At 69.3% G+C, this 20,459-nt stretch carries 21 protein-coding genes and 1 tRNA gene; 15 read left to right on the top strand and 7 right to left on the bottom strand.

The features are described from left to right. Positions 1 to 21 precede the first annotated feature (21 nt). From AB3M83_RS05540 to AB3M83_RS05510, 7 genes are all read left to right on the top strand, one after another. Positions 22 to 2,190, top strand: a complete 2,169-nt coding sequence (locus AB3M83_RS05540; RefSeq protein WP_412945759.1) for an RNA degradosome polyphosphate kinase — start codon at positions 22 to 24, stop codon at positions 2,188 to 2,190. Then, a complete protein-coding gene (locus AB3M83_RS05535) occupies positions 2,187 to 3,125 on the top strand; it encodes an NUDIX hydrolase (protein WP_412945757.1) in 939 nt (312 codons plus the stop codon). The genes AB3M83_RS05540 and AB3M83_RS05535 overlap by 4 nt, the downstream gene beginning before the upstream one ends. Before the next feature lie 129 nt (positions 3,126 to 3,254). Further along, positions 3,255 to 4,370, top strand: coding sequence for a phosphate ABC transporter substrate-binding protein PstS (locus AB3M83_RS05530; RefSeq protein WP_412945755.1), 1,116 nt, complete (start codon positions 3,255 to 3,257; stop codon positions 4,368 to 4,370). A gap of 81 nt (positions 4,371 to 4,451) precedes the next feature. After that, entirely contained in the window at positions 4,452 to 5,414 is a 963-nt protein-coding gene (gene pstC / locus AB3M83_RS05525) for a phosphate ABC transporter permease subunit PstC (RefSeq protein WP_412945753.1), read from the top strand. After that, a complete protein-coding gene (gene pstA / locus AB3M83_RS05520) occupies positions 5,414 to 6,505 on the top strand; it encodes a phosphate ABC transporter permease PstA (RefSeq protein ID WP_412945751.1) in 1,092 nt (363 codons plus the stop codon). The genes pstC and pstA overlap by 1 nt, the downstream gene beginning before the upstream one ends. A gap of 28 nt (positions 6,506 to 6,533) precedes the next feature. Then, positions 6,534 to 7,313: a phosphate ABC transporter ATP-binding protein PstB gene (pstB, locus tag AB3M83_RS05515; RefSeq protein ID WP_412945749.1), complete on the top strand. Its 780-nt coding sequence runs from the start codon at positions 6,534 to 6,536 to the stop codon at positions 7,311 to 7,313. A gap of 200 nt (positions 7,314 to 7,513) precedes the next feature. Further along, positions 7,514 to 8,347 carry a type IV toxin-antitoxin system AbiEi family antitoxin domain-containing protein gene (locus AB3M83_RS05510; RefSeq protein ID WP_412945747.1) on the top strand — a complete coding sequence of 278 codons (834 nt, stop codon included), beginning with the start codon at positions 7,514 to 7,516 and terminating at the stop codon, positions 8,345 to 8,347. A gap of 95 nt (positions 8,348 to 8,442) precedes the next feature. Here the strand turns inward: AB3M83_RS05510 and AB3M83_RS05505 are convergent, their stop codons facing one another. From AB3M83_RS05505 to AB3M83_RS05485, 5 genes are all read right to left on the bottom strand, one after another. Then, a complete protein-coding gene (locus tag AB3M83_RS05505; protein ID WP_412945745.1) occupies positions 8,443 to 9,327 on the bottom strand; it encodes an aminodeoxychorismate lyase in 885 nt (294 codons plus the stop codon). Between the two features lie 342 nt (positions 9,328 to 9,669). Then, positions 9,670 to 10,308 (bottom strand): DNA-directed RNA polymerase subunit beta, encoded by a 639-nt coding sequence (locus AB3M83_RS05500; protein WP_412945743.1) that lies wholly within the window; start codon positions 10,306 to 10,308, stop codon positions 9,670 to 9,672. 43 nt (positions 10,309 to 10,351) lie between these two features. Then, positions 10,352 to 11,752: an anti-sigma factor domain-containing protein gene (locus AB3M83_RS05495; protein WP_412945741.1), complete on the bottom strand. Its 1,401-nt coding sequence runs from the start codon at positions 11,750 to 11,752 to the stop codon at positions 10,352 to 10,354. Next, positions 11,749 to 12,336, bottom strand: a complete 588-nt coding sequence (sigK, locus tag AB3M83_RS05490; protein WP_412945739.1) for an ECF RNA polymerase sigma factor SigK — start codon at positions 12,334 to 12,336, stop codon at positions 11,749 to 11,751. Before sigK ends, AB3M83_RS05495 begins: the two co-directional genes overlap by 4 nt. A 29-nt stretch (positions 12,337 to 12,365) precedes the next feature. Further along, entirely contained in the window at positions 12,366 to 14,138 is a 1,773-nt protein-coding gene (locus AB3M83_RS05485; protein WP_412945738.1) for a cytochrome c biogenesis protein DipZ, read from the bottom strand. A gap of 152 nt (positions 14,139 to 14,290) precedes the next feature. Here AB3M83_RS05485 and AB3M83_RS05480 point away from each other — a divergent pair, with 152 nt between their 5' ends. From AB3M83_RS05480 to AB3M83_RS05455, 6 genes are all read left to right on the top strand, one after another. Then, on the top strand, positions 14,291 to 14,956 hold the full coding sequence (locus AB3M83_RS05480) for a fasciclin domain-containing protein (protein WP_412945737.1): 666 nt from the start codon (positions 14,291 to 14,293) through the stop codon (positions 14,954 to 14,956). Between the two features lie 125 nt (positions 14,957 to 15,081). Next, positions 15,082 to 15,300, top strand: coding sequence for a glycine zipper domain-containing protein (locus AB3M83_RS05475; protein WP_412945736.1), 219 nt, complete (start codon positions 15,082 to 15,084; stop codon positions 15,298 to 15,300). A gap of 13 nt (positions 15,301 to 15,313) precedes the next feature. After that, a tRNA-Lys gene (locus tag AB3M83_RS05470) sits at positions 15,314 to 15,386 on the top strand. A gap of 239 nt (positions 15,387 to 15,625) precedes the next feature. Further along, positions 15,626 to 15,988: an SdpI family protein gene (locus tag AB3M83_RS05465; RefSeq protein WP_412945734.1), complete on the top strand. Its 363-nt coding sequence runs from the start codon at positions 15,626 to 15,628 to the stop codon at positions 15,986 to 15,988. A 110-nt stretch (positions 15,989 to 16,098) separates the two neighbouring features. Further along, positions 16,099 to 16,953 carry a PhzF family phenazine biosynthesis protein gene (locus AB3M83_RS05460; RefSeq protein WP_412945733.1) on the top strand — a complete coding sequence of 285 codons (855 nt, stop codon included), beginning with the start codon at positions 16,099 to 16,101 and terminating at the stop codon, positions 16,951 to 16,953. A 118-nt stretch (positions 16,954 to 17,071) separates the two neighbouring features. Then, on the top strand, positions 17,072 to 17,677 hold the full coding sequence (locus AB3M83_RS05455) for a hypothetical protein (protein ID WP_412945731.1): 606 nt from the start codon (positions 17,072 to 17,074) through the stop codon (positions 17,675 to 17,677). A 110-nt stretch (positions 17,678 to 17,787) separates the two neighbouring features. Here the strand turns inward: AB3M83_RS05455 and AB3M83_RS05450 are convergent, their stop codons facing one another. Continuing rightward, on the bottom strand, positions 17,788 to 18,081 hold the full coding sequence (locus AB3M83_RS05450) for an alpha/beta fold hydrolase (protein ID WP_412945729.1): 294 nt from the start codon (positions 18,079 to 18,081) through the stop codon (positions 17,788 to 17,790). Continuing rightward, entirely contained in the window at positions 18,062 to 18,583 is a 522-nt protein-coding gene (locus AB3M83_RS05445) for an alpha/beta fold hydrolase (RefSeq protein ID WP_412945727.1), read from the bottom strand. Before AB3M83_RS05445 ends, AB3M83_RS05450 begins: the two co-directional genes overlap by 20 nt. A 177-nt stretch (positions 18,584 to 18,760) precedes the next feature. Here AB3M83_RS05445 and AB3M83_RS05440 point away from each other — a divergent pair, with 177 nt between their 5' ends. Both AB3M83_RS05440 and AB3M83_RS05435 read left to right on the top strand, forming a co-directional pair. Next, on the top strand, positions 18,761 to 19,348 hold the full coding sequence (locus tag AB3M83_RS05440) for a 1-acyl-sn-glycerol-3-phosphate acyltransferase (RefSeq protein WP_412945725.1): 588 nt from the start codon (positions 18,761 to 18,763) through the stop codon (positions 19,346 to 19,348). A gap of 185 nt (positions 19,349 to 19,533) precedes the next feature. Continuing rightward, the gene (locus AB3M83_RS05435) at positions 19,534 to 20,442 is read left to right on the top strand and encodes an oxygenase MpaB family protein (protein ID WP_412945724.1); all 909 of its coding nucleotides are present in this window, start codon (positions 19,534 to 19,536) and stop codon (positions 20,440 to 20,442) included. Positions 20,443 to 20,459 lie beyond the last annotated feature (17 nt).

Raw genomic sequence — 20,459 nt, 5'->3', positions numbered from 1 at the left:
GCACCCTGCAATGATGAGGGGATGATCGACACCCAGGTTCACGACTCCGGACTGGGCGACGCGGACGACGACGACTTCGACGGCGTCGTCGAGGCGTACGACTCGCAGCTGCCCGACAACCGCTACCTCGACCGCGAGCTCAGCTGGCTCGCCTTCAACAAGCGGGTCCTGGAGCTGGCGGAGGATCCGAACCTGCCGGTCCTCGAGCGCGCGAACTTCCTCGCGATCTTCGCGAGCAACCTCGACGAGTTCTTCATGGTGCGCGTCGCCGGTCTCAAGCGCCGCATCGTCACCGGGCTCGCCCTGCCGACGAACGTGGGCCGCTCGCCGCAGGACGTCCTCACCGATCTTTCCCGATCCGCCCACGACCTGCAGCGCCGGCATGCGGCCGCCTGGTCGGACGAGGTCAAGCCGGCGCTCGCGGACGCGGGCATCGAGGTCGTCTCGTGGGCGGATCTCTCCGGCGACGAGCGTGGCGCGCTGTACGAGTACTTCCAGACGCAGGTGTTCCCGGTCCTGATGCCGCTCGCGGTCGACCCAGCCCACCCGTTCCCGTACATCTCGGGCCTGTCCCTGAACCTCGCCGTCCGCATCCGCAACGCCCGCACGGGGCGGCAGGAATTCGCCCGTCTCAAGGTGCCGCCGATGCTGCCCCGCCTGGTCGAGGTGTCGAAGGACGGGACGCGCGTCCGGTACCTGCCGCTGGAGGAGCTCATCTCGGAGAACCTCGGCGACCTCTTCCCCGGCATGGAGATCCTCGAGCACCACACGTTCCGCCTCACCAGGAACGAGGACATGGTGATCGAGGAGGACGAGACCGAGAACCTCATCCAGGCGCTCGAGGCCGAGCTTCTCCGCCGGCGGTTCGGTCCGCCCATCCGCCTCGAGATCACCGAGGACATGGACGACGTGACGCTCGACCTGCTGCTCGACGAGCTCGACATCACCGCCAACGACGTCTACCGCCTTCCCGCGCCGCTCGATCTCCGCGGCCTGTTCGCGCTGTCGCAGGCCGACCGGCCGGAGCTCCACTACCCCACGCACGTCCCGAAGACGGCCTCGCCGTTCCAGCCGTCCGAGCAGAACGGCCGCGCGGACTTCTTCGCCGCCATCCGCAAGGAGGACGTGCTCGTCCATCACCCCTACGAGTCGTTCACGACGAGCGTCGTCGCGTTCCTCCAGCAGGCGGCCCGTGATCCGCACGTGCTCGCGATCAAGCAGACGCTGTACCGCACGTCAGGCGACAGCCCCATCATCGAGGCCCTCATCGACGCCGCCGAGAACGGCAAGCAGGTGCTGGCCCTCGTCGAGGTGAAGGCGCGTTTCGACGAGGCCGCCAACATCGGATGGGCGCGCACTCTCGAGAAGGCCGGCGTCCACGTCGTCTACGGCCTCGTCGGGCTGAAGACGCACTGCAAGCTGCTGCACGTCATCCGCGAAGAGGACGGCGTCCTCCGCAGCTACAGCCACATCGGCACGGGCAACTACAACCCCAAGACGAGCCGGCTGTACGAGGACTACGGTCTGTTCACCGCCAACGAGCAGGTCGGTCGCGACCTGACCCGCCTGTTCAACGAGCTGAGCGGCTACGCGATCGAGAAGAAGTTCAAGCGCCTGCTCGTGGCACCGCTGCACCTGCGGAAAGGACTGCTCCGCCAGATCGAGGGCGAGCGCCGCAACGCCGCCGCGGGCAAGCCCGCCCACATCCGCATCAAGGTCAACTCGATGGTGGACGAGCAGATCATCGACGCGCTGTACCGCGCCAGCCAGGCCGGCGTGAAGGTGGACGTGTGGGTCCGCGGGATCTGCTCGCTGCGGACGGATCTGCCGGGCGTCAGCGACAACATCACGGTCCGCTCGATCCTCGGCCGCTATCTGGAGCATTCGCGCATCTTCGCGTTCCACAACGCGGGCGACCCGCAGATCTTCATCGGCAGCGCCGACATGATGCACCGCAACCTCGACCGTCGCGTCGAGGCCCTGGTCCGCGTCATCGCGCCGACGCACCTGACGGAGCTCACCGAGCTGTTCGACCTCGCGATGTCCGACAAGACCAGCTCGTGGCACCTCGGCGAGAACGGCGAGTGGCTCCGTCACAGCGTGGACAAAGACGGCAAGCCGCTCATCGACCTCCACGACAAGACGATGTCGCAGGTCCAGCGGCGACGTCGCGCGCGGGCGGTGCGATGACCGACACCGCCGTCTACGCAGCCGGCGGTGTCGTGTGGCGCCTCGTCGAGGGGAAGCTCCGCGTCCTGGTCATCCACCGGACGGCGTACGCGGACGTCTCGCTTCCGAAGGGCAAGGTCGACCCGGGCGAGACCCTCGCCGAGACGGCCGCGCGCGAGATCTTCGAGGAGACCGGCATCCGCGTCCGCCTCGGCGTGCCGGTCGGGGTGTCGAAGTACCGGATGCCGGGGAAGCGGCAGAAGATCGTCCACTACTGGAGCGCGGAGGCGACCCCCGAGGCGATCCGGGCATCCGCGTTCGTGCCGAACAAAGAGGTGGCCGCTCTCGACTGGCTGAGCCCGAAGAAGGCTCTCGCCCGACTGAGCTATCCCGTCGACGTCGAGATCCTGGAGAACTTCCTCGCGTTCGTGGACGACGGCATCCTGTCGACGTTCCCCATCGTCGTCCTGCGCCATGGCAAGGCGGTCTCCCGTGAGGACTGGGACGGACCGGATGCCGCCCGCCCGCTGGCGGCGCGGGGCAAGCGCCAGGCCAAGGCGATCGTCGGACCGCTGCGGGCGTTCGGCGTCGAGCGCGTCGTCTCGAGCGAGGCGGTGCGGTGCGTCGCCACCGTGAAGCCGCTCGCGAAGGCCATCGGAACGCGTGTCCGCACGACGGAGCTCATCTCGCAGGATGCCTGGGAGGTCGGGACCTCGGATGCCCGGACGATCATCGGCAAGCGCGTCCGCGCCCGCACGCCCGTCGTGCTGTGCTCGCACGGTCCCGTGCTGCCGGAGCTGCTGAGCGAGCTGGCGCTCGCCACCGGGACGCTGCGCGGGTCGTATCTCGGAAGCGCGTCGGCCCTCGAGACCGGCTCGTTCTCCGTCGCGCACCTGTCGGCCACCAATCCCGGCTCGGGGATCGTCGCGATCGAGACGCACGCACCGAAGATCTAGCCCTCCGCACGGATCGGACCGCCTCCGTTCACCTGTCGTTCACCTCGGCAGCGGAGTCTGGTCACCAGCGAACCATAGCGTCGAGCCAGCCCCTGCACCGGGGCGTTCCGATCACCCGAAGGATTCTCCGTGAAGCTCACCCGCATCGCCCGCCTGGGCGCTGTTGCCGCCGTCGCTGCTCTGTCCCTCACCGCGTGCGCGGCGAACGAGGCCGCTCCCAGCGGCAACTCGTCCGGCGGCACGTCCGATCAGACGCTCTCCGGCACCGTGAAGGCCACCGGCGCCTCGTCGCAGGGCGCCGCGCAGCAGGCCTGGACGGCCGCGTTCCAGACCGAGAACACCGACGTCACCATCAACTACCAGCCCACCGGCTCGGGCACCGGTCGTGACAACTTCCTCGCCGGGTCGAGCCAGTTCATCGGCTCCGACCGCGCCTACAACGAGGAGGAGCTCGCCGCCGGCGGCTTCGGCGCATGCGCGACGGACGAGATCGTCGAGGTGCCCGCCTACATCTCCCCCGTCGCCGTGGTCTTCAACCTCGAGGGCGTCGACAGCCTGAACCTCACGCCCGAGCTCGTCGGCGACATCTTCAACGAGCAGATCGAGAAGTGGAACGACCCGGCCATCGCCGCGGTCAACGAGGGCGTCGAGCTCCCCGACCTGGCCATCACGCCGGTCTTCCGCGGCGACGCCTCGGGCACGACCGGAACCTTCACGGCCTACCTCGCCTCGGTCGCTCCCGACGCCTGGCCGTACGAGGACGCGGACGAGTGGCCCGTCGACACGACGCGCTCCGAGTCGGCGCAGCAGACCTCGGGTGTCGAGGCCACCGTCAAGGCGGGCCAGGGCACCGTCGGCTACATCGACGCGTCCCGCGCCGGCGACCTCGGCTCGGCCGCGATCCAGGTCGGCGACGACTTCGTGGAGTTCTCGTCCGACGCCGCCGCGAAGCTGGTGTCGGCGTCGCCGCTCGAAGAGGGCCGCGGCGAGGGCGACCTCGTCTACGCGGTCGACCCCGCCGCAGCCCCGGCCGGTTCGTACCCGATCGCCCTGGTGAGCTACCTCATCGGCTGCGTCGAGTACGAGGACGCCGCGGTCGCGGACGTCGTCCGGGAGTACTTCGCCTACATCGTCAGCGAAGAGGGCCAGAACGCCGCGAGCGAGGCCGCCGGCTCCGCCCCGCTGGCCGCCGAGGTCCGCACGCAGGCCGAGGAAGCGATCGCCCTGATCGGCGCGACCGAGTAAGACCCCGGCTGCGGGTGGCCGCGCTCCGCGCGCGGCCACCCGCAGCACTTCTGTCCACCCGCTTCCAACCCGAGGATCGCGATGCTTCCCACTCCTCCCCCGGTGCTCGACCGAGCCGCTCCGAAGCGAACGGTCCGCCGACGCGGAGACCTCGTCTTCTCCAGCAGCGCGCTGGGTGCGGGGATGATCATCCTGATCGTGCTCGCCGCGGTCACGCTGTTCCTCGTCATCGAAAGCATCCCGGCCTTCACGGGCGACCCCGACGAGACGCAGTTCCTCAACGGACGTTCCTTCTGGGAGTACGTCTGGCCGCTGGTGTTCGGCACCCTGTGGGCCTCGCTCATCGCGCTCGTCGTCGCGACGCCCCTCGCGATCGGCATCGCCCTCTTCATCTCGCACTACGCGCCGCGTCGCATCGCCGCGGTCCTCGGCTACATCATCGACCTCCTCGCCGCGATCCCCTCGGTCGTCTACGGCCTCTGGGGTGCGCTCGTCTTCTCACAGCTGCTGCAGCCGTTCTACGTCTGGCTCAACGAGAACTTCAGCGGCATCCCGCTCTTCGCCGGTGCGGTGTCGCCCACGGGGCGCACCATCCTCACGGCATCCCTCGTCCTCGCGGTCATGATCCTGCCGATCATGACCGCCATCATGCGCGAGGTCTTCCTGCAGACCCCGACGCTCCACGAGGAGGCGGCCCTCGCGCTCGGCGCGACGCGCTGGGAGATGATCCGGATGGCCGTCTTCCCGTTCGCGCGCGGCGGCATGGTCTCCGGCGCGATGCTGGGCCTCGGCCGCGCGCTCGGCGAGACGATGGCGGTCACCATGGTGCTGTCGGCCACCGGCGCCGTGTCGTTCCAGGTGCTCACCTCGAGCAACCCGACGCCGATCCCCGCCAACATCGCCCTGAACTTCGGCGAGGCGTACGGCGACGGCGTCAACGTGCTCATCGCGACCGGCTTGATCCTGTTCATCGTGACCTTCGCGGTCAATGCCCTCGCGCGCTGGGTCGTCAACCGCCGCGCCGAGTTCTCGGGAGCGAACTGATGACCACCACCCTCACCCGCACGCCCGTGAAGGCTCCCGTCGGCAACTCGCTGACCGCAGGGCAGCTTCCGAAATGGATGCCGTGGGCGCTGCTCGCCGCCTGCCTCGTGCTCTCGGGAGCCGTCTTCGCCGTCCTCAACACCGGCGGCGACCTCATCGACTTCAACATCGCCGGCGCCGTCTTCATCGGCATCATCGTGTTCGCCGCGGCCCTGGTCGCGCTGTCCACGGTCGTCGAGACCCGTCGCCGCGCGATCGACCGCCTGGCGACCGTGCTCGTCTCGATCGCGTTCACGATCGCGCTGCTGCCGCTCATCTCGCTGCTGTTCACGGTCATCGCCGAAGGCATCGCACGCTTCGACGGGCAGTTCTTCTCGTTCTCGATGCGCAACATCGTGGGCGAGGGCGGCGGCGCCGTCCACGCGATCTGGGGCACGCTCATCGTCACCGGTTGGGCGGCGCTCATCTCGGTGCCGATCGGCCTGATGACCTCGATCTACCTGGTCGAGTACGGCCGCGGCCGCGTCGCGAAGCTCATCACCTTCTTCGTCGACGTCATGACGGGCATCCCGTCGATCGTCGCGGGTCTGTTCATCGTCGCGGTCGTCGCGCTCATCAACCCCGGCCTGAACACCGGGATGATGGGCTCGCTGGCGCTGTCGGTGCTGATGATCCCGGTGGTCGTCCGCTCCAGCGAGGAGATGCTGCGCCTCGTGCCGAACGAGCTCCGCGAGGCGGCCTACGCCCTCGGCGTGCCGAAGTGGCTCACGATCGTGAAGGTCGTCCTCCCCACGTCGATCGCCGGCATCACGACCGGAATCATGCTGTCGATCTCCCGCGTCATCGGCGAGACCGCTCCGCTGCTGCTGACCGCCGGCTTCACGCAGTCCCTCAACCTCGACGCCTTCGACGGCCCGATGATGACCCTCCCGGTCTTCGTGTTCGACCAGTTCCAGAACCCGGGAACGAACATCCCGGCGTCGCTCGAGCGCGCCTGGGCCGGGGCGCTGACCCTCATCATCATCGTCATGGCCCTGAACCTCATCGCGCGCTTCGTCGCGAAGCGGTTCGCCCCCAAGTTCGGCCGCTGAGCGCGGCATCCGACAGAAAGCACCCGACGTGTCCAAGAGCATCGAAGTCAACGACCTCAACGTCTACTACACCGATTTCCTCGCCGTCGAGGGCGTCTCCCTCGAGATCGAGCCGCGCAGCGTGACGGCGTTCATCGGCCCGTCCGGCTGCGGCAAGTCGACCTTCCTGCGCACGCTGAACCGCATGCACGAGGTCATCCCCGGCGCCCGCGTGGAGGGCGAGGTGCTGCTGGACGGCGAGGACCTGTACGGCCAGGGCGTCGACCCGGTGCTCGTGCGTCGCCAGATCGGCATGGTCTTCCAGCGTCCGAACCCGTTCCCGACGATGTCGATCCGCGAGAACGTGCTGGCCGGCGTGCGGCTGAACAACTCGCGGATGTCGAAGTCCGACGGCGATGCGCTGGTCGAGAAGTCGCTCCGCGGCGCGAACCTGTGGAACGAGGTCAAGGACCGCCTGGACAAGCCGGGCTCGGGTCTGTCGGGCGGTCAGCAGCAGCGTCTGTGCATCGCGCGCGCCATCGCAGTGTCGCCCGACGTCCTCCTCATGGACGAGCCCTGCTCGGCCCTCGACCCGATCTCGACGTTCGCGATCGAGGAGCTCATCCAGGAGCTGAAGAAGGAGTACACGATCGTCATCGTGACCCACAACATGCAGCAGGCCTCGCGCGTCTCGGACAAGACGGCGTTCTTCAACATCGCCGGCACCGGCAAGCCCGGCAAGCTCATCGAGTACGACGAGACCGGCACGATCTTCACGAAGCCGTCCGTGCAGGCCACCGAGGACTACGTCTCGGGCCGCTTCGGCTGAGTCCGGCCCCGGCGCCGGCCGTCCCGCGATGCAAGGGATCTGAGGAGGCGCGCCGCTGGGTGCGTGGCATCCTCGGTACGCCGCCTGCCATCCCTTGCATCGCGGCTGGCGGTTCCTCCCCCGTCGCGCCGTCGGCGGCTGAGTCCACGGATGCCGCTCGGCCCGGCCACCACCTGCGGGTGAGGCGCCAGCCTCGAAAGATGTGCGACAGCGGACGCGGAATCCTCCGAACACGGGAGCTCAGAGCCAGCGGCTGGTCGCGGCGACGCGTCTCCGAAGCGGTCGCGGATGGCCGCCTCGACCGGGTCCGGATCGGGGTCTACGCGACACCGGGATGCTGCGCAGAGCTGCGGAGCGTCGCCCGCCACGGCGGACACGCGGCATGCGTCACCGCTGCTCGGCACCTCGGCATCTGGATCCTCGCCGACGACAGCCGTCCGCATGTGTGGATGCGTGACGGCGAGCGGGCGCATCACGACCGCACGAGCGGATGCCGTTGCGTCGAGCACTGGGACGGCCGCTCCGCCCCTCCGCGCGGGACACCGGCTGCGCCGCGGGTGCTGCGACAGATCCTGTCCTGCTTCGGCGTCGAGGCGTTCTTCGTGTCACTCGAGTCCGCCCTCCGGCTGCGACTCATCGACGCCACCGGAATGGCCTGGCTCGCGCGGACCACGACCGACGCGGCCCGCGAAGCGATCGCCTTCGCTCGCGCCGATGCCGACAGCGGCCTGGAGTCGCTATTCCGGTGGCGGCTTCGTCACCTCGACGTCGAGGTGCGCACGCAGGTGGATGTCGCGGGCGTCGGCCTCGTCGACATCCTCATCGGGGAACGGCTGATCATCGAGACAGATGGCCGCGTCAACCACGACGGAACGTCCCTCCGGCACAAGGATCTGCTGCGGGATGCGCATGCCGCCGAGTGGGGCTACGTGACGCTCCGGTTCGACTACGCTATGGTGATGTACGACTGGCCGCTCGTCGAGGGCGCGGTGCTCGGAGCGCTGGCCGCCGGCCTTCACCTCCGTCGCGGTTGAGGACGGGGCTGCAAGGGATCCTCGCCGACACGCCGCTGCGCGAGCCCTGCCGTCGGAGTGTCGAGTGGATCCCTTGCGTCGCGGCGCGCGCGGCGTCAGTCCCGCGGGCTGAGCAGGTACGCGTTGATGGATGCCGTCAGGTCGGCATCCACGGGCAGGGTGCGGTCGTCGACGGCCGTGATCGGCGCGGCGAGGCGCACGCTGGAGACGAGCCAGGCGCCATCGGCGTCGGCGAGGGCCGAGACGGGCAGCGTCTCGTAGGCGGTCTCGAAGCCGCGCGACGCGAGGTGCTCGAACAGGCTCAGCTGCGTCGTCCCGTGCAGGATGCCGCCGTTGGGTGCCGGCGTCACGAACGTGTCGCCGCGACGGATGATCAGCGACGCGGTCGGCGCCTCGAGCACGAAGCCGTCCGAGGTCACGAACACCGCATCGTCGGCGCCGCGTCGCTTCGCCTCGCGGATCGCCGCCATGTTGACGGCGTACGACAGCGTCTTCGCTCCCAGCAGGAGCCAGGGCGCCCGGCCGGGCAGGTCGATGCTGTAGCCGCGGTCGAGGACCGCAACGCGGATGCCGCGGGTGCGCGGCGCCGAGAAGTCGGCAGCCGGCGCCACCGTGATCCAGGCGGTGGGCGTGGGGCCGTGCTCGACCCCGCGACTGAGGATGAGCTTGATGACGGCCTCGCCGGTGCCGCTCGCGGCCGCCGCGCGGCCGACGGCCTCGCGCCACTGGCCCAGGTGGGGCTCGGGCAGCTCGCAGATCCGGGCGGAGTGCGCGAGCCGCTGCAGATGCGCTTCGACCTCCTGCGCGTGGCCGTCGATGACGCCGATGGATTCGAAGATGCCGTCGCCTCGCTGGGTGCTCAACTCGCCCACCGTCAGTGCGGGTGCCGACGGATCGACCTCGGAGAACGTGGCGGAGAAGTCGGTGCGGGCGTCGTCCGCTCCCGCCGGGTCGATCATGAGAGCGAAGCGCCAAGCCATGCGATGAGCCTACGCGCAGCGACCGCCCGGGTGCGCGCGAGGTGTGCGACACGCCCGGGAGAGAGCGCCGCGGCGCGGCCGTCTCCCGTCATCGCGGGGATGCCGGGAAAAATCCGGCCACCCGGAATACCTCGGGCCGCCGTCCGTTAAACTCTTACAGCCGGGCCGCAGTAACCCCGGGCTCCATCTTCAGCCGCTGCGAGCGGCCACGCGCCGAGAGGCGTTCTGCGGTCCGGCACTTCTCTGCCCGAATGCGGGCGCGGCATCCCGTCGGCACGCTGCCGTGGATGCGGGTGCGGCATCCGTCCGGCACTCCCCTGCCCGGATGCGCGCGCCGTCCGTTCAGCTCAGAGCTTCGCGGCGCCACAGCCCCGCCGCCGTGGTCAGGTCGCCCGCGTAGGTGTCGAGACGCAGCGCGCGCGTCGTGAACTGCGAGGCACGGCCGGGCTCGGTCGCGTCGTAATCGTCGGCGAGGTCCGTCGAGCCGGCGGCGACGACGCGGGAGAAGGATGCCGCCCGGTCCAGGGCGAGGGCGAAGTCGCCCGCGAACACGCCCCGCAGGATCTCGTCGATCAGCGCGACCAGTTCGTCGGGTCCCGCGGGCGCGGGCGCGCCCGCGATGACGGCATCCGCCGATGCCAGGCGGGCGCGCCCCCGCTCGTACAGCAGCGCTGCGGTGCGCGGATCGTCGTGGATCATCAGCTGCAGCAGGTACAGCCGCCACAGCGCCCCCGGGAGCGACCGTGCCGGCGAGCGCGACCACAGCTCCGCGATCGTCTCGATGCCGTGAGCATCGGTGAACTGCACCAGACGGTCGATCACCTCGTCACGCGGGGCTTCCCGCACCCGAGAGAGCAGAGCCGTCGCCGTCGCGTGAGCCACCCGGCTCACCTCGGCGGGGTCGTCGGCTGCGAAGCTGCGGTCGAACGAGTCGGGTGAGCGGCGGACCGGTTTGTGGAAGTCGCGGGGCGCGTCGGTCATCATTCCAGGCTACCCGCGGGCTCGCCGGGGTGGACCGGGCGGCTCAGAGCCGCTCGGTGTCCGTCGGGATCGCGATCACGGGATCGGTCGTCGGCGTGCCTTCGGCCGACCCGCCGTCGGCCTCCACGGTGACGGCGATGACGTCGCCGGCCTCGAGCGAGCCGTCGAGCAGCGCGGTCACCTCGTCGGCGGGCTCGAACGTGCCGGCCGAGATCGCGGTGTCACCGCGGACGTACCAGAGCTCGAACGTGCGGTCCTGCGCGATCTCGGGAGTGTCGGCGGTCGTCAGCACGACTTTGCCCACCTCCGCCGACCAGTGCACGACGGCTTCACCGCCGTCGACGAATTCGCCGGTGACCGTCTGCGCGTCAGGTGCCGCCTCGATCTCCTGCAGGGCCTGGACCGACAGCGGCGTCCGCGCGCGTTCGACGATCGACCCGACGCCCCACCCGAGTCCGATGAGGAGCGCGACGGATGCCACCAGGGCGAACAGCCCGCGGGTCCAGTTGCGCCGCTGGATCGTCTGGATGACGTCGGTGGACGGGGGCGGCGTCGCGGCGTCAGCCGGCTCGTCCGCGTCAGCCGGCTCGTCCACGTCAGCCGGCTCGTCCGCGTCAGCCGGTTCGGCCGCGTCGCCCGGTTCGGCCGCGCGCACCGGCTCGCCGGCAGCATCCGGCTGCTCGTCGGCGCGAGCCGGCGCAGGCTGCATCCAGTCGACCACCGGGCGCTCGGCGGTCTCCGGGGCGTCGTCGTCGTCGATGTCGCTGTCGGCGGTGACGGTTGCGGCGTCGTCGACCTCGGTCGCGTCACCCGCCGGCGCATCCGGCGCATCGGCGGCGATCTCGGTGTCCGGCTCGGCGGGAGCGGGTACGGCCATCAGCTCGGTCGGCGCGTCCGCGACGGGCGGGGCGGGCACGTCCATCAGCTCGGTGGGCGAATCGGCACCGTCATCGATGCGGGGGTCCGCCGCCGCGGTGTCGTCTGCGGTGTCCGCCGCGACATCGGAGGTGTCCGCGGTGTCCGGCGCACCGGCATCCGCCGCGACGGGGATCACCGGAAAGGGCTCGTACACCGAGCGCACCCGGGCCGTCGGGTCGTCGACGAACGGCAGGGTGGGCTTCGGCGGGATGACGAGCCGGGACCAATCGCCGTCTCGCACCTCGCGTGCCGGGTCGGGTCGACCGGTGGGCTCCTCAGATGCGGGCGACGCCGGGGTCTGGGGCGTGCGGGCGATGCGCTCGAGCAGGACGGCGCGGAGGTCCGCGGGCGGGGTCTCTTCGGGGACGCCGTCACCGAGGGTCGCGGCGGTCCGCTCGTCCTCGGCGGCGCCGGCGGCCCACTCGGGGTGGCCCGCGAGTGCGGCGGTATAGGCCCGCTCGTCCTCGGGCGACAGCGCGCCGAGTGCGTGGCCGGCCGATAGCTCGGCGAAGTCCTTGTCGTTCACGATGTCACCCCCATCTCCTGGCGTAGGCGCGTCAAACCGTCGCGCATCCGGGTCTTGACCGTTCCCAGCGGCGCTCCCACCAGCGCCGCGATCTCGCTCTGACTGTAACCCCCGAAGTAGGCGAGGGTCAGGGCTTCGCGCTGCGGATCGGGAAGCGTTCCGAGGGCCCGCACGACGCGGCGTCCTTCGATTCGCGACTCCACCTGCTCCACGACTCCCTCCTGCGGGGTGTGTGCGTCGCGGACTCCCACGCGCACGTCCCGATCTGCGCTCGCCTGCGACGCGCGCACCCGATCCACCGCCCGACGATGGGCGATCGTCAGGACCCAGGATCTTCCCTGCCCTTTGTTCGGAGCGAAGGACGAAGCGGATTGCCAGATCTCGAGAAAGACCTCCTGCAGCACCTCTTCGCTCTGCGAGCGGTCGACGAGCACCCGCAGGATGAGCCCGAAGGCCCGGGAGGACAGCATGTCGTAGAGCTCCGCGAAGGCGCCCTGGTCGCCGGCGGCCACGCGCACGAGGAGGTCGGCCGCATGGTCTGCAGCCGACCCGTCCTCGGGCACGTCGAATCCGTCGATCACCATCTCGACAAGCATGCCCTACTCGCGGGGTGTCAGCCGAAGGTGAACGAGTACACCTGCAGACCGGGCGACACCGAGAGCTCGAGGACGCCCGGTCCGTTCTCGTCCCGATCGACCAGCGCGTACGAGCGCGGCGTACCCGAGACGTCGATGACCTGCTCCTCGCCGTCGTCGAGGCGAACGCGGATCCGGCCCTCCCCCGCGACCACCGTGCGAACTTCCGACGCCGTGAAGTCGAGACGGATGCCACCGTCCTCTGAGGGCTCCGCGTACTGCGTCTCGATGGTCCACTCGCCGTCGAGGGCGAACGAATCGGCCGGCTGGTCCGAGGGGAACGCGAAGTCCTCCGCGCCGGCACCGTAAGCCCCGTCGCCGCCGTAGTTCACGTCCTTCGACGAGCCGAGGAAGGTCTCCCTCGTCGTCGATCCCATCTCGGGCGTCTCGTCCTCCACCTCGGTGGCATCGGGCAGGGTCGCACCGGCATCCGCGTCGGCGAGCAGCTCCCGGATCATCTTCTCGGTCGCGGCATAGTTGCCCTCGCCGAACGAGATGTGGCGGACGGTTCCCTCAGCGTCGATCAGGTAGTGCGCGGGCCAGTAGCGGTTGCGGTAGTTCGTCCAGGTGGCGAGGTTGTTGTCGAGGGCCACCGGGTAGTCGATACCGAAGTCCGCCGCCCCGGCTTCGACGTTGCCGGCATCCTTCTCGAAGGCGTACTCCGGCGAGTGGATGCCGATGACCTGCAGACCGGCGTCGCGGTAGGCCTCGTCCCACGCCACCACGTGCGGGATGGAGCGCTGGCAGTTGATGCAGGAGTAGGCCCAGAAGTCGATGAGCACGACCTGTCCGCGCAGCTCGTCGAGCGACAGCTCCTCGCCGCCGGGGGTGTTGAGCCATTGCTCGATGCCCTTGATGGAGGGCGCGGTGCCACACGATTCGAGCTGCTCGGCCCCGTTCGTGCACTGGTCGAGGTTCTTGTTCTCCTCGGTGACCAGTCCGCCGAGGTTCAGCGCTTCGGCGGCCTGCTCGTTCTCGGTCAGGTCGCGCTGCAGACCGGCGGTGTAGTCGGGGAGCAGACGCTGGAGCGCCTGCGGGACGTTGAAGACGAGCCCGATGGCGAGGGCGATCATGGCGATGCCCGCGGCGATGCGGAAGCCGCGCTCGCGGCTGCGGAAGACGCGAATCCGCTCGACGACGCTGCGCCCGGCGAGCGCGAAGACGAGGAGCGGGATCGCGACGCCGACGGCGAACGCCGTCGTGAGGAGCACCGTGTCGACACCGATCTGACCGGTCGCGCCCGCGACTATGATCGCGGCGAGGACCGGACCGGCACAGGGGACGAACACCGCGCCCAGGGCGAGACCGACGCCGAAGCCGTTGCCGGAGTTCTTGACCTCCTTGCGGGGCACCCACGAGAACGGCTTCTCGAGCAGGCGCTCGACCCCGGGGAAGAGCAGCCCGACACCGATGACGATGAGGACGGCGATCGCGACCCAGCGGATCACGTCCTGCGGCAGGTTCAGGGCGCCGAGGATCAGGGAGCCCGCCAGCGTGACGACGGTGAAGCTGATCACGAGGCCGAGGATCACGAAGTACGGGCGGCTCCGCTTGGCGGGCAGCGCACGGGTGCGCGGTTTCGTCGCGGTGGCGGTCGCGGTGCCGCCGCCGGCGGCGGATGCGGCATCCGCTCGCTCGTACGTCGCGGACTGAGCGCCGCCGGTCAGGAAGATCACCGGGAGCACCGGCAGGATGCACGGCGAGATTCCGGTGATGAGCCCGCCGAGCAGGCCGATGAGGATGAGGTCCATGGGGTGTCCCGTCTGTCATCGGGTCTTCGCGGCGGGCACCGATTCGGATTGATTCTCATGAATGTTCGGATTCGTCCCATCCGATCGGCGCAGGCCTCCGAAGAACCGTCATCACCGCCTCGAAAGGGGCTACGACAACCGGAGGTAATCTCATGCTCAGCACCAAGAAGAAGACGACCGCAGCATTCGCCCTGACGCTGGCCGGAGCCTTCGCGCTCGCGGGCTGTTCGATGGGCTCGACCGGCGAGGCCGAAGAGTCGATGGAGCCGTCCGCCCCCATGGAGTCCACCGCTCCCGAGGCGACCGACGACATGATGGACCCCGCCGCGAACCTCGTCGGCCCCGGCTGCGCCGACTACGCCGAGCAGGTCCCCGACGGCGCCGGCTCGGTGCAGGGCATGTCGCAGGACCCGGTTGCGGTCGCGGCATCCAACAACCCGCTGCTGACCACGCTGGTCTCCGCCGTCAGCGGTGAGCTGAACCCCGATGTGGACCTGGTCGACACGCTCAACGGCGACGAGTTCACCGTGTTCGCGCCGGTCGATGACGCGTTCGGCAAGATCGACGCCGAGACGATCGAGACGCTCAAGACCGACAGCGACATGCTGTCGTCGATCCTGACCTACCACGTCGTTCCCGGCCAGGTGGAGCCCGCCGACATCGCCGGCATGCACACCACCGTCCAGGGCGCAGACCTCGAGGTCACCGGCTCGGGCGACGAGCTCATGGTCAACGACGCCATGGTGATCTGCGGTGGCGTCCAGACCGCCAACGCGACCGTCTACCTCATCGACACGGTGCTGATGCCCCCGATGTGATCGAGGTCCGCAAGACCGGTGACGCCGTCGAAGCTATGGGGCCCTTCGGCGGCGTCGCCCGTTTGCCCAGGACCTCCCCCGCGAGACGGATGCCTCGCGGGGGCGTCCCGGGTAGCGTCGGTCACATGAGCGCGGAAGAGAAGGACCAGGAGGAGAGCAGCGACTCGTCGAGCGGGATCGCGATGGGGATCGCGATCGGCTTACCGCTGGGCGGCGTCGTCGGGATGCTCGTGTTCGACAGCTTCGGGATGGGCATCGCCATCGGCCTGGGCATCGGCATGATGGTCGGCATCATCGTCGACAACAGGGCGAGCGGTGCGGATGCCGCGGACGCGGACCGTTAGGCTGGACCGCTGAGGGCCTCTAGCTCAGTCGGTAGAGCATCGGACTTTTAATCCGCGGGTCGTGGGTTCGAGCCCCACGGGGCCCACCTCTGGGATGGTGTTCGCCTCCGCGGGATTGTGCGGGAGCTGGACGCTGACACGGCCGCTGCTCCGACCTCGCGCGGCGCCGCCGATGCAGGCCTGGACGCGCAGGCCACCCGTACAAGGAAGAAGCCCCGACTGTTACCACACAGCCGGGGCGAGACGAATGAGAAGTTCGCCTATCCCCTCCAGCTTAGCGCGCGTGCCTGGGAGGTGGCCCGGCGTCAGCGATAGCGTCGAACTCATGGAGAACGAGTGGGTGGCGAGGATCATCTTGTCCGTCGCGATGGTCGGCTCGGGCATCCTCCTGATCTGGCTCGCGAACGCCGCGGCGTCGGGACGACTGAAGCGGAACCACCTCGCCGGCATCCGGATCCCGAGCACACTCGCAAGTGATGAAGCTTGGCTTGCCGCGCACGTCCGCGCGCGCCGCTCCACGATCTCGGCCGGAGTCGTCAGTCTCGGGAGCGGAGCACTCGCTCTGCTCCCGCTCCCCATGCCCGTCATCACCGTCGGGGTGCTCGTCGTCGCGGTGATCGCGCTCGGCCTCGTCCTCTACGGGGCGCGCATTGGTGGCGCCGCAGCGAGGGCTGTCTCGGAGCGCTGAGAACTGCGCGCAGCTCGACGGTCGGCTCAACAGGCACCGAAGGCATCGCCTGCAGTCGCGTTGCCGAGGAGCAGCACGGTCTCCGGCTCCGACGGACCTATCCTGTGGGAATGGCCGCACCGACTGTCCTGCGTTACACCGCTTTCAGTCCCCGCCCCGAGGGTGGCAACCCGGCTGGTGTCGTGCTGGACGCACATGGGCTGAGCGATGCGGACATGCAACGCATCGCGGCGGATGTGGACTTCGCCGAGACGGCATTCCTGACGGGCATGACCAGTGAGGGCTCATTCGTCCTCCGCTACTTCTCCCCCATCGCTGAAGTCCCGTTCTGCGGGCACGCCACGGTGGCAAGCGCCGTCGCACTTGCCGATCATGGTCGAATCAGCGTCGACGAGACCGTCGAGTTCTCCACAGCAGCGGGACGGATCGCCATCGCGCTTTCGCGCGACGACCACGGCATCCGCGCAGCCTTCACCAGCACCACTCCGTCCGTCACCGAGTTGCCCGCACACGACCTCGCGGCCATCCTTCAGCTCCTCGGACTCGAGCGGGATGTGCTCCACGCGGAGTTGCCGCCGCGCATCGCGAATGCCGGTAACCCACACCCCGTGATCGCGATCACCGACAGGGAGCTCTTCGACACTTTCCGGTTCGAACCGGCCGATGTCCGCTCGCTCATGGATGAGCGCGGCTGGCCAGCGACGATCACCGTGGTGCACCGCGTCACACCGGACCGATACATCGCCCGCAATCTGTTCCCCGTCGGCCGCATCACCGAGGACCCCGCTACCGGCTCCGCGGCAGCAGCGGTCGGCGCCTATCTACGCGCCCTCGAAGTCCTGCCCGTCCCCGGCCGCATCGTGATCGAACAAGGCGCGCACGTCGGACGCCCCGGCGTGCTCACCGTCGACGTCCCCGCAACCGGGGGGATCGTCGTGTCCGGCCACGCTGTGGCGATCGACTGAGCTGGCTTCACCACCCCTGCGTACGCCGATATCTCCGTGCCCACGGACGTCCCGCTTTCGGGCAAGATGCGAGCCGCCACCGGCTAGTGCACACTCCGGCAAGCGATGATCGTGCTCGGTGAGCATCGGCATCGTGCACTGCATGACCGAACGCGACGTCGGGGCGGATAACCCCTACGATCGCACCATGAATCGGGCGCGCGCATTCGCGGTCATGATCGCGGCAAGTGGTGTCGCGGCGCTCACAGGATGTGCCCCACCAGGTTCAGATCTGGCGTTCGGCCCCTCCGAGGGCACCGTTCACATCTGCCTCGGAGAGTTCGCTGACCCGCTGACGTACGGTGACCCGATCGAGCTGGCTGAGGGAACCAATGCGGTAACCCTTGTGACGGCGGACCTCGTTGGCGCCGAAGGCGTCCGCGTCATGGAGCAGGCCGCGTCGCGAGCTGTATTGCTCGACGATGGCACTCATCTGGGCGTCGGGATGGCTCTCGCGAACGAGGGCGGTGAGGCCTGGGATGCACGGGTTCCTCTCAGAGGGACCGTTGTCGAAGACGATGGCGGGGAGACATGGTTCGTCGCGCTCGCTATCGAGCGGACGAGCGCCACGGCTGGGGGTTTCGAGGCGGTGGACCTCACCTACGAAACGAACGGGCGACGGCAAGTCGTGCGGAGCGCGCAGTCCGTGAGTTTCCCGGCCATCGGCGACGCATGCAGCGACTGACGGCCCGGTGCGGCAAGCGCCCGTCGGCGTGACCTGTGTGCGAAGAACGCCGACCCGCTCTCAACGGGGAGGATCCTGAGACGCCAAGACTTCCGCCCTCGCGAGAGTGACTAGGCGGACGGCAGCGGATGCCGTGAGATGAAGTCGATGATGGCGTCGACCGCCTCGGGTTGACCGAGGTGCGGGGCGTGCCGCCCGCCCGACGGTTCAAGGTATTCGGCCCCGGGGATGGCAGAGGCAAGGGCCCGTCCGTTCTGCGGAGGGGTGATCGTGTCGCCGCTACCGTGCACCACCAGGGACGGTGCACGGATGCCGGCCAGCTCGGACCACGCGTCATGGGTCGAGCTGGCCTCAAACGCTCGACGGCGGGTTGCGATGGAGCCCTCATTTGCGCACAAAGACATCCGCCGCGGAGGGGTGCGCAGCCAGATAGGCCTCATTGAAGAAGCGTGCTGCCAGACGATCCGCATCGCCGCTGGCCAGGTCCGCAGTCGCCTCGGCCGACCTCAGATGACCCGCGGCGTCCCCACCCGTCGTGGATATGAGCACCAGCGTGCCCACGGCATCCGGCTGGTCGATTGCGACCCATTGCGCGACCCGCCCACCCACCGAGTGACCGATCGTGTGGGCACGCCCGATCCCCACAGCGTCTCGCACCACCGCGACGTCGCGGGCGATCGCCCGTGTCGTGCGCGGCGCAACCGCCCCGTCGGCGCTCTCTCCGATCCCGCGCTGATCGAACACAATCACCTCGAAGCGCGCCGCAAGGGCAGGCACGATCGGATCCCACGAACGCATCGTGACCGCCTGACCCGCGATGAGCAGAACCGGCTCGCCCGACCCAGTCGAGATCCACGCGAGGGTGCCACCATCTGGCGTCACTGCGCTTCCGGAACGATCCGCCACTGACGAAGACTACGCCTGGCAATCGACGCGCAAACTGACGCAGGTCGACCGCCCAGGGAAGGGTCCTTGGCAGACCCGGCGCAAAGCGCGGTCGGGGACCGCTAGCCGAGCACCGCTGACCGACACGAACAACGTCAACGGGAGCCTGGGAGGGTGCGGGAGCGTTACGGTTGCCGAATGCTCCGCCTCATCGCCCAGGTCTATTGGACGTTCAGCAGATGGACCCTCGCGACCGAGCCCGCGCCGACCCGGCCCACCGTGGTCCTGGGAGCGCCGCACACCTCCAACTGGGACTTCGTGCTCATGCTGGGGATCGCGTGGCGCCTGAAGATGCGGTTCCGCTGGCTGGGCAAGGAGAGTCTTTTCCGCGGCTGGCGGGGGACGGTCATGCGCGCGATCGGCGGCATCCCCGTCGACAGAGCGAACCCCGCCGGGGTGGTCGACGACCTCGTCCGTCGAATCCGCGGCGGCGAGGTCTTCGGCCTCGTGGTGACGCCGGAAGGCACGCGCGGCGGCGTCGCCCATTGGAAATCGGGCTTCTACCGCATCGCGCGCGAGGCCGGCCTCCCCGTCACGCTCGGGTACGTGGATCGCACCACCATGACCACCGGGCTGGGACCGACGCTCACGCTCACCGGGGACGTCGGCGCGGACATGAACGCCCTTCGCGCGTTCTACTCCGACAAGTCGGGATTGCGTCCCGCTCTGCGCGTCGAGCCGCGCTTGCGCGAGGAGGACGATCCTCGCCCGGCAGCCACGGTCTAGCCGCCCTTCCACCGTCTTGTCTCGTCCTCGTATCCGAGTTCCCACGCGAGCTCCGATGGTTCCTAAGTCGCGATGCCCGACGCCGAGGTGAATCGCGGTCATAGCTGGGCGTCGAGCGACCCCTCGCACGTTCGAGATGGGCCGTCCCTGCCCCTGTCTTCCACCAGGCGTGGCACGCTGGAGCCATGAAGGGTCCCTCTCTCCGTGCGCGACTACTGACGGCGCTTTCGGGCGATCCGGACGGCGTGCCCCGGTGGGTGCGTGAGCTCGCCGAGGGCGACGACGACGGGTACTTTCCCGACGGCGGCGCGGTCTGGACGGTCCACGCCGGCACCGCGACCTTCGTCGCCGGCATCCGGGCGCTGCTCATCCAAGCCCTTCACCCCGGCGCGATGGCCGGCGTTCACGACTTCTCGCGCTACCGAGAGGATCCACTGGGCCGACTGACGGGCACCGTGCGGTGGATCATCTGCGTCACATACGGCTCGACGACGCAGGCGAAGCAGGAGACGGCGCGCGTCGGCCGGCTGCACGAGCGCGTATCGGGAACCTACGCGACGGATGCCGGGGCTCACGCGTACTCGGCGTCGGACGCCCGTCTCCTCGAATGGGTGCACCTCGCCTTCGCAGACGCGTTTCTGGGCGCGCACGAGCGGTGGGGCGGTCCGATTCCCGGAGGTGCCGACGGATACGTGCGCGAGTGGGCGACCGCTGGGCGTCTCATGCGTGTGGAGAATCCGCCCGAGACGGAAGCCGACCTGAGGGAGAGGCTGCGGGGGTTCCTCGACCGTGCAGAGCTCCGCCGCGACGAGCGCGTCGACGAGGTCGTGCGGTTCTTGCGTGACGTGCCCTTCACCGGCTCGATGCGACTTGCCTATCGCGTGCTGTTCGCCGCCGCTGTCGCGAGCCTGCCGCGGCCGTATCGACAGTTGCTCGGGGTGCGTCGCACTGTCCTGCCCGTGCTGACGGCGACTCGTATCGTGCTCGCGGTATCACAGCGCGCGCTCGGCGCGGGCCCCCGCGCACAGGATTTCGCTCGAGAGCGGCATCGCCGCCTCGCACACGATCACACCGGCGTCCATCCCGCAGGGTAGCGCCCCGATAGTACCCG

This window comes from Microbacterium pasadenense (genome assembly GCF_047246565.1).
Lineage (GTDB): Bacteria > Actinomycetota > Actinomycetes > Actinomycetales > Microbacteriaceae > Microbacterium.
The sequence above is the reverse complement of the archived record's forward strand: the minus strand, read 5'-3'. Positions and strand labels throughout refer to the sequence as shown.

Bases quoted from the DNA above. Each gene is read 5' to 3' on its own strand.
- pstC (WP_412945753.1), top strand. From the start codon at position 4,452: ATGCTTCCCACTCCTCCCCCGGTGCTCGACCGAGCCGCTCCGAAGCGA.
- AB3M83_RS05510 (WP_412945747.1), top strand. From the start codon at position 7,514: ATGTGCGACAGCGGACGCGGAATCCTCCGAACACGGGAGCTCAGAGCC.
- AB3M83_RS05500 (WP_412945743.1), bottom strand. From the start codon at position 10,308: ATGACCGACGCGCCCCGCGACTTCCACAAACCGGTCCGCCGCTCACCC.
- AB3M83_RS05535 (WP_412945757.1), top strand. From the start codon at position 2,187: ATGACCGACACCGCCGTCTACGCAGCCGGCGGTGTCGTGTGGCGCCTC.
- AB3M83_RS05465 (WP_412945734.1), top strand. From the start codon at position 15,626: ATGGAGAACGAGTGGGTGGCGAGGATCATCTTGTCCGTCGCGATGGTC.
- AB3M83_RS05480 (WP_412945737.1), top strand. From the start codon at position 14,291: ATGCTCAGCACCAAGAAGAAGACGACCGCAGCATTCGCCCTGACGCTG.
- AB3M83_RS05540 (WP_412945759.1), top strand. From the start codon at position 22: ATGATCGACACCCAGGTTCACGACTCCGGACTGGGCGACGCGGACGAC.
- AB3M83_RS05440 (WP_412945725.1), top strand. From the start codon at position 18,761: ATGCTCCGCCTCATCGCCCAGGTCTATTGGACGTTCAGCAGATGGACC.
- AB3M83_RS05435 (WP_412945724.1), top strand. From the start codon at position 19,534: ATGAAGGGTCCCTCTCTCCGTGCGCGACTACTGACGGCGCTTTCGGGC.
- AB3M83_RS05505 (WP_412945745.1), bottom strand. From the start codon at position 9,327: ATGGCTTGGCGCTTCGCTCTCATGATCGACCCGGCGGGAGCGGACGAC.
- AB3M83_RS05485 (WP_412945738.1), bottom strand. From the start codon at position 14,138: ATGGACCTCATCCTCATCGGCCTGCTCGGCGGGCTCATCACCGGAATC.
- AB3M83_RS05475 (WP_412945736.1), top strand. From the start codon at position 15,082: ATGAGCGCGGAAGAGAAGGACCAGGAGGAGAGCAGCGACTCGTCGAGC.
- AB3M83_RS05450 (WP_412945729.1), bottom strand. From the start codon at position 18,081: ATGTCTTTGTGCGCAAATGAGGGCTCCATCGCAACCCGCCGTCGAGCG.
- AB3M83_RS05460 (WP_412945733.1), top strand. From the start codon at position 16,099: ATGGCCGCACCGACTGTCCTGCGTTACACCGCTTTCAGTCCCCGCCCC.
- pstA (WP_412945751.1), top strand. From the start codon at position 5,414: ATGACCACCACCCTCACCCGCACGCCCGTGAAGGCTCCCGTCGGCAAC.
- sigK (WP_412945739.1), bottom strand. From the start codon at position 12,336: ATGGTGATCGACGGATTCGACGTGCCCGAGGACGGGTCGGCTGCAGAC.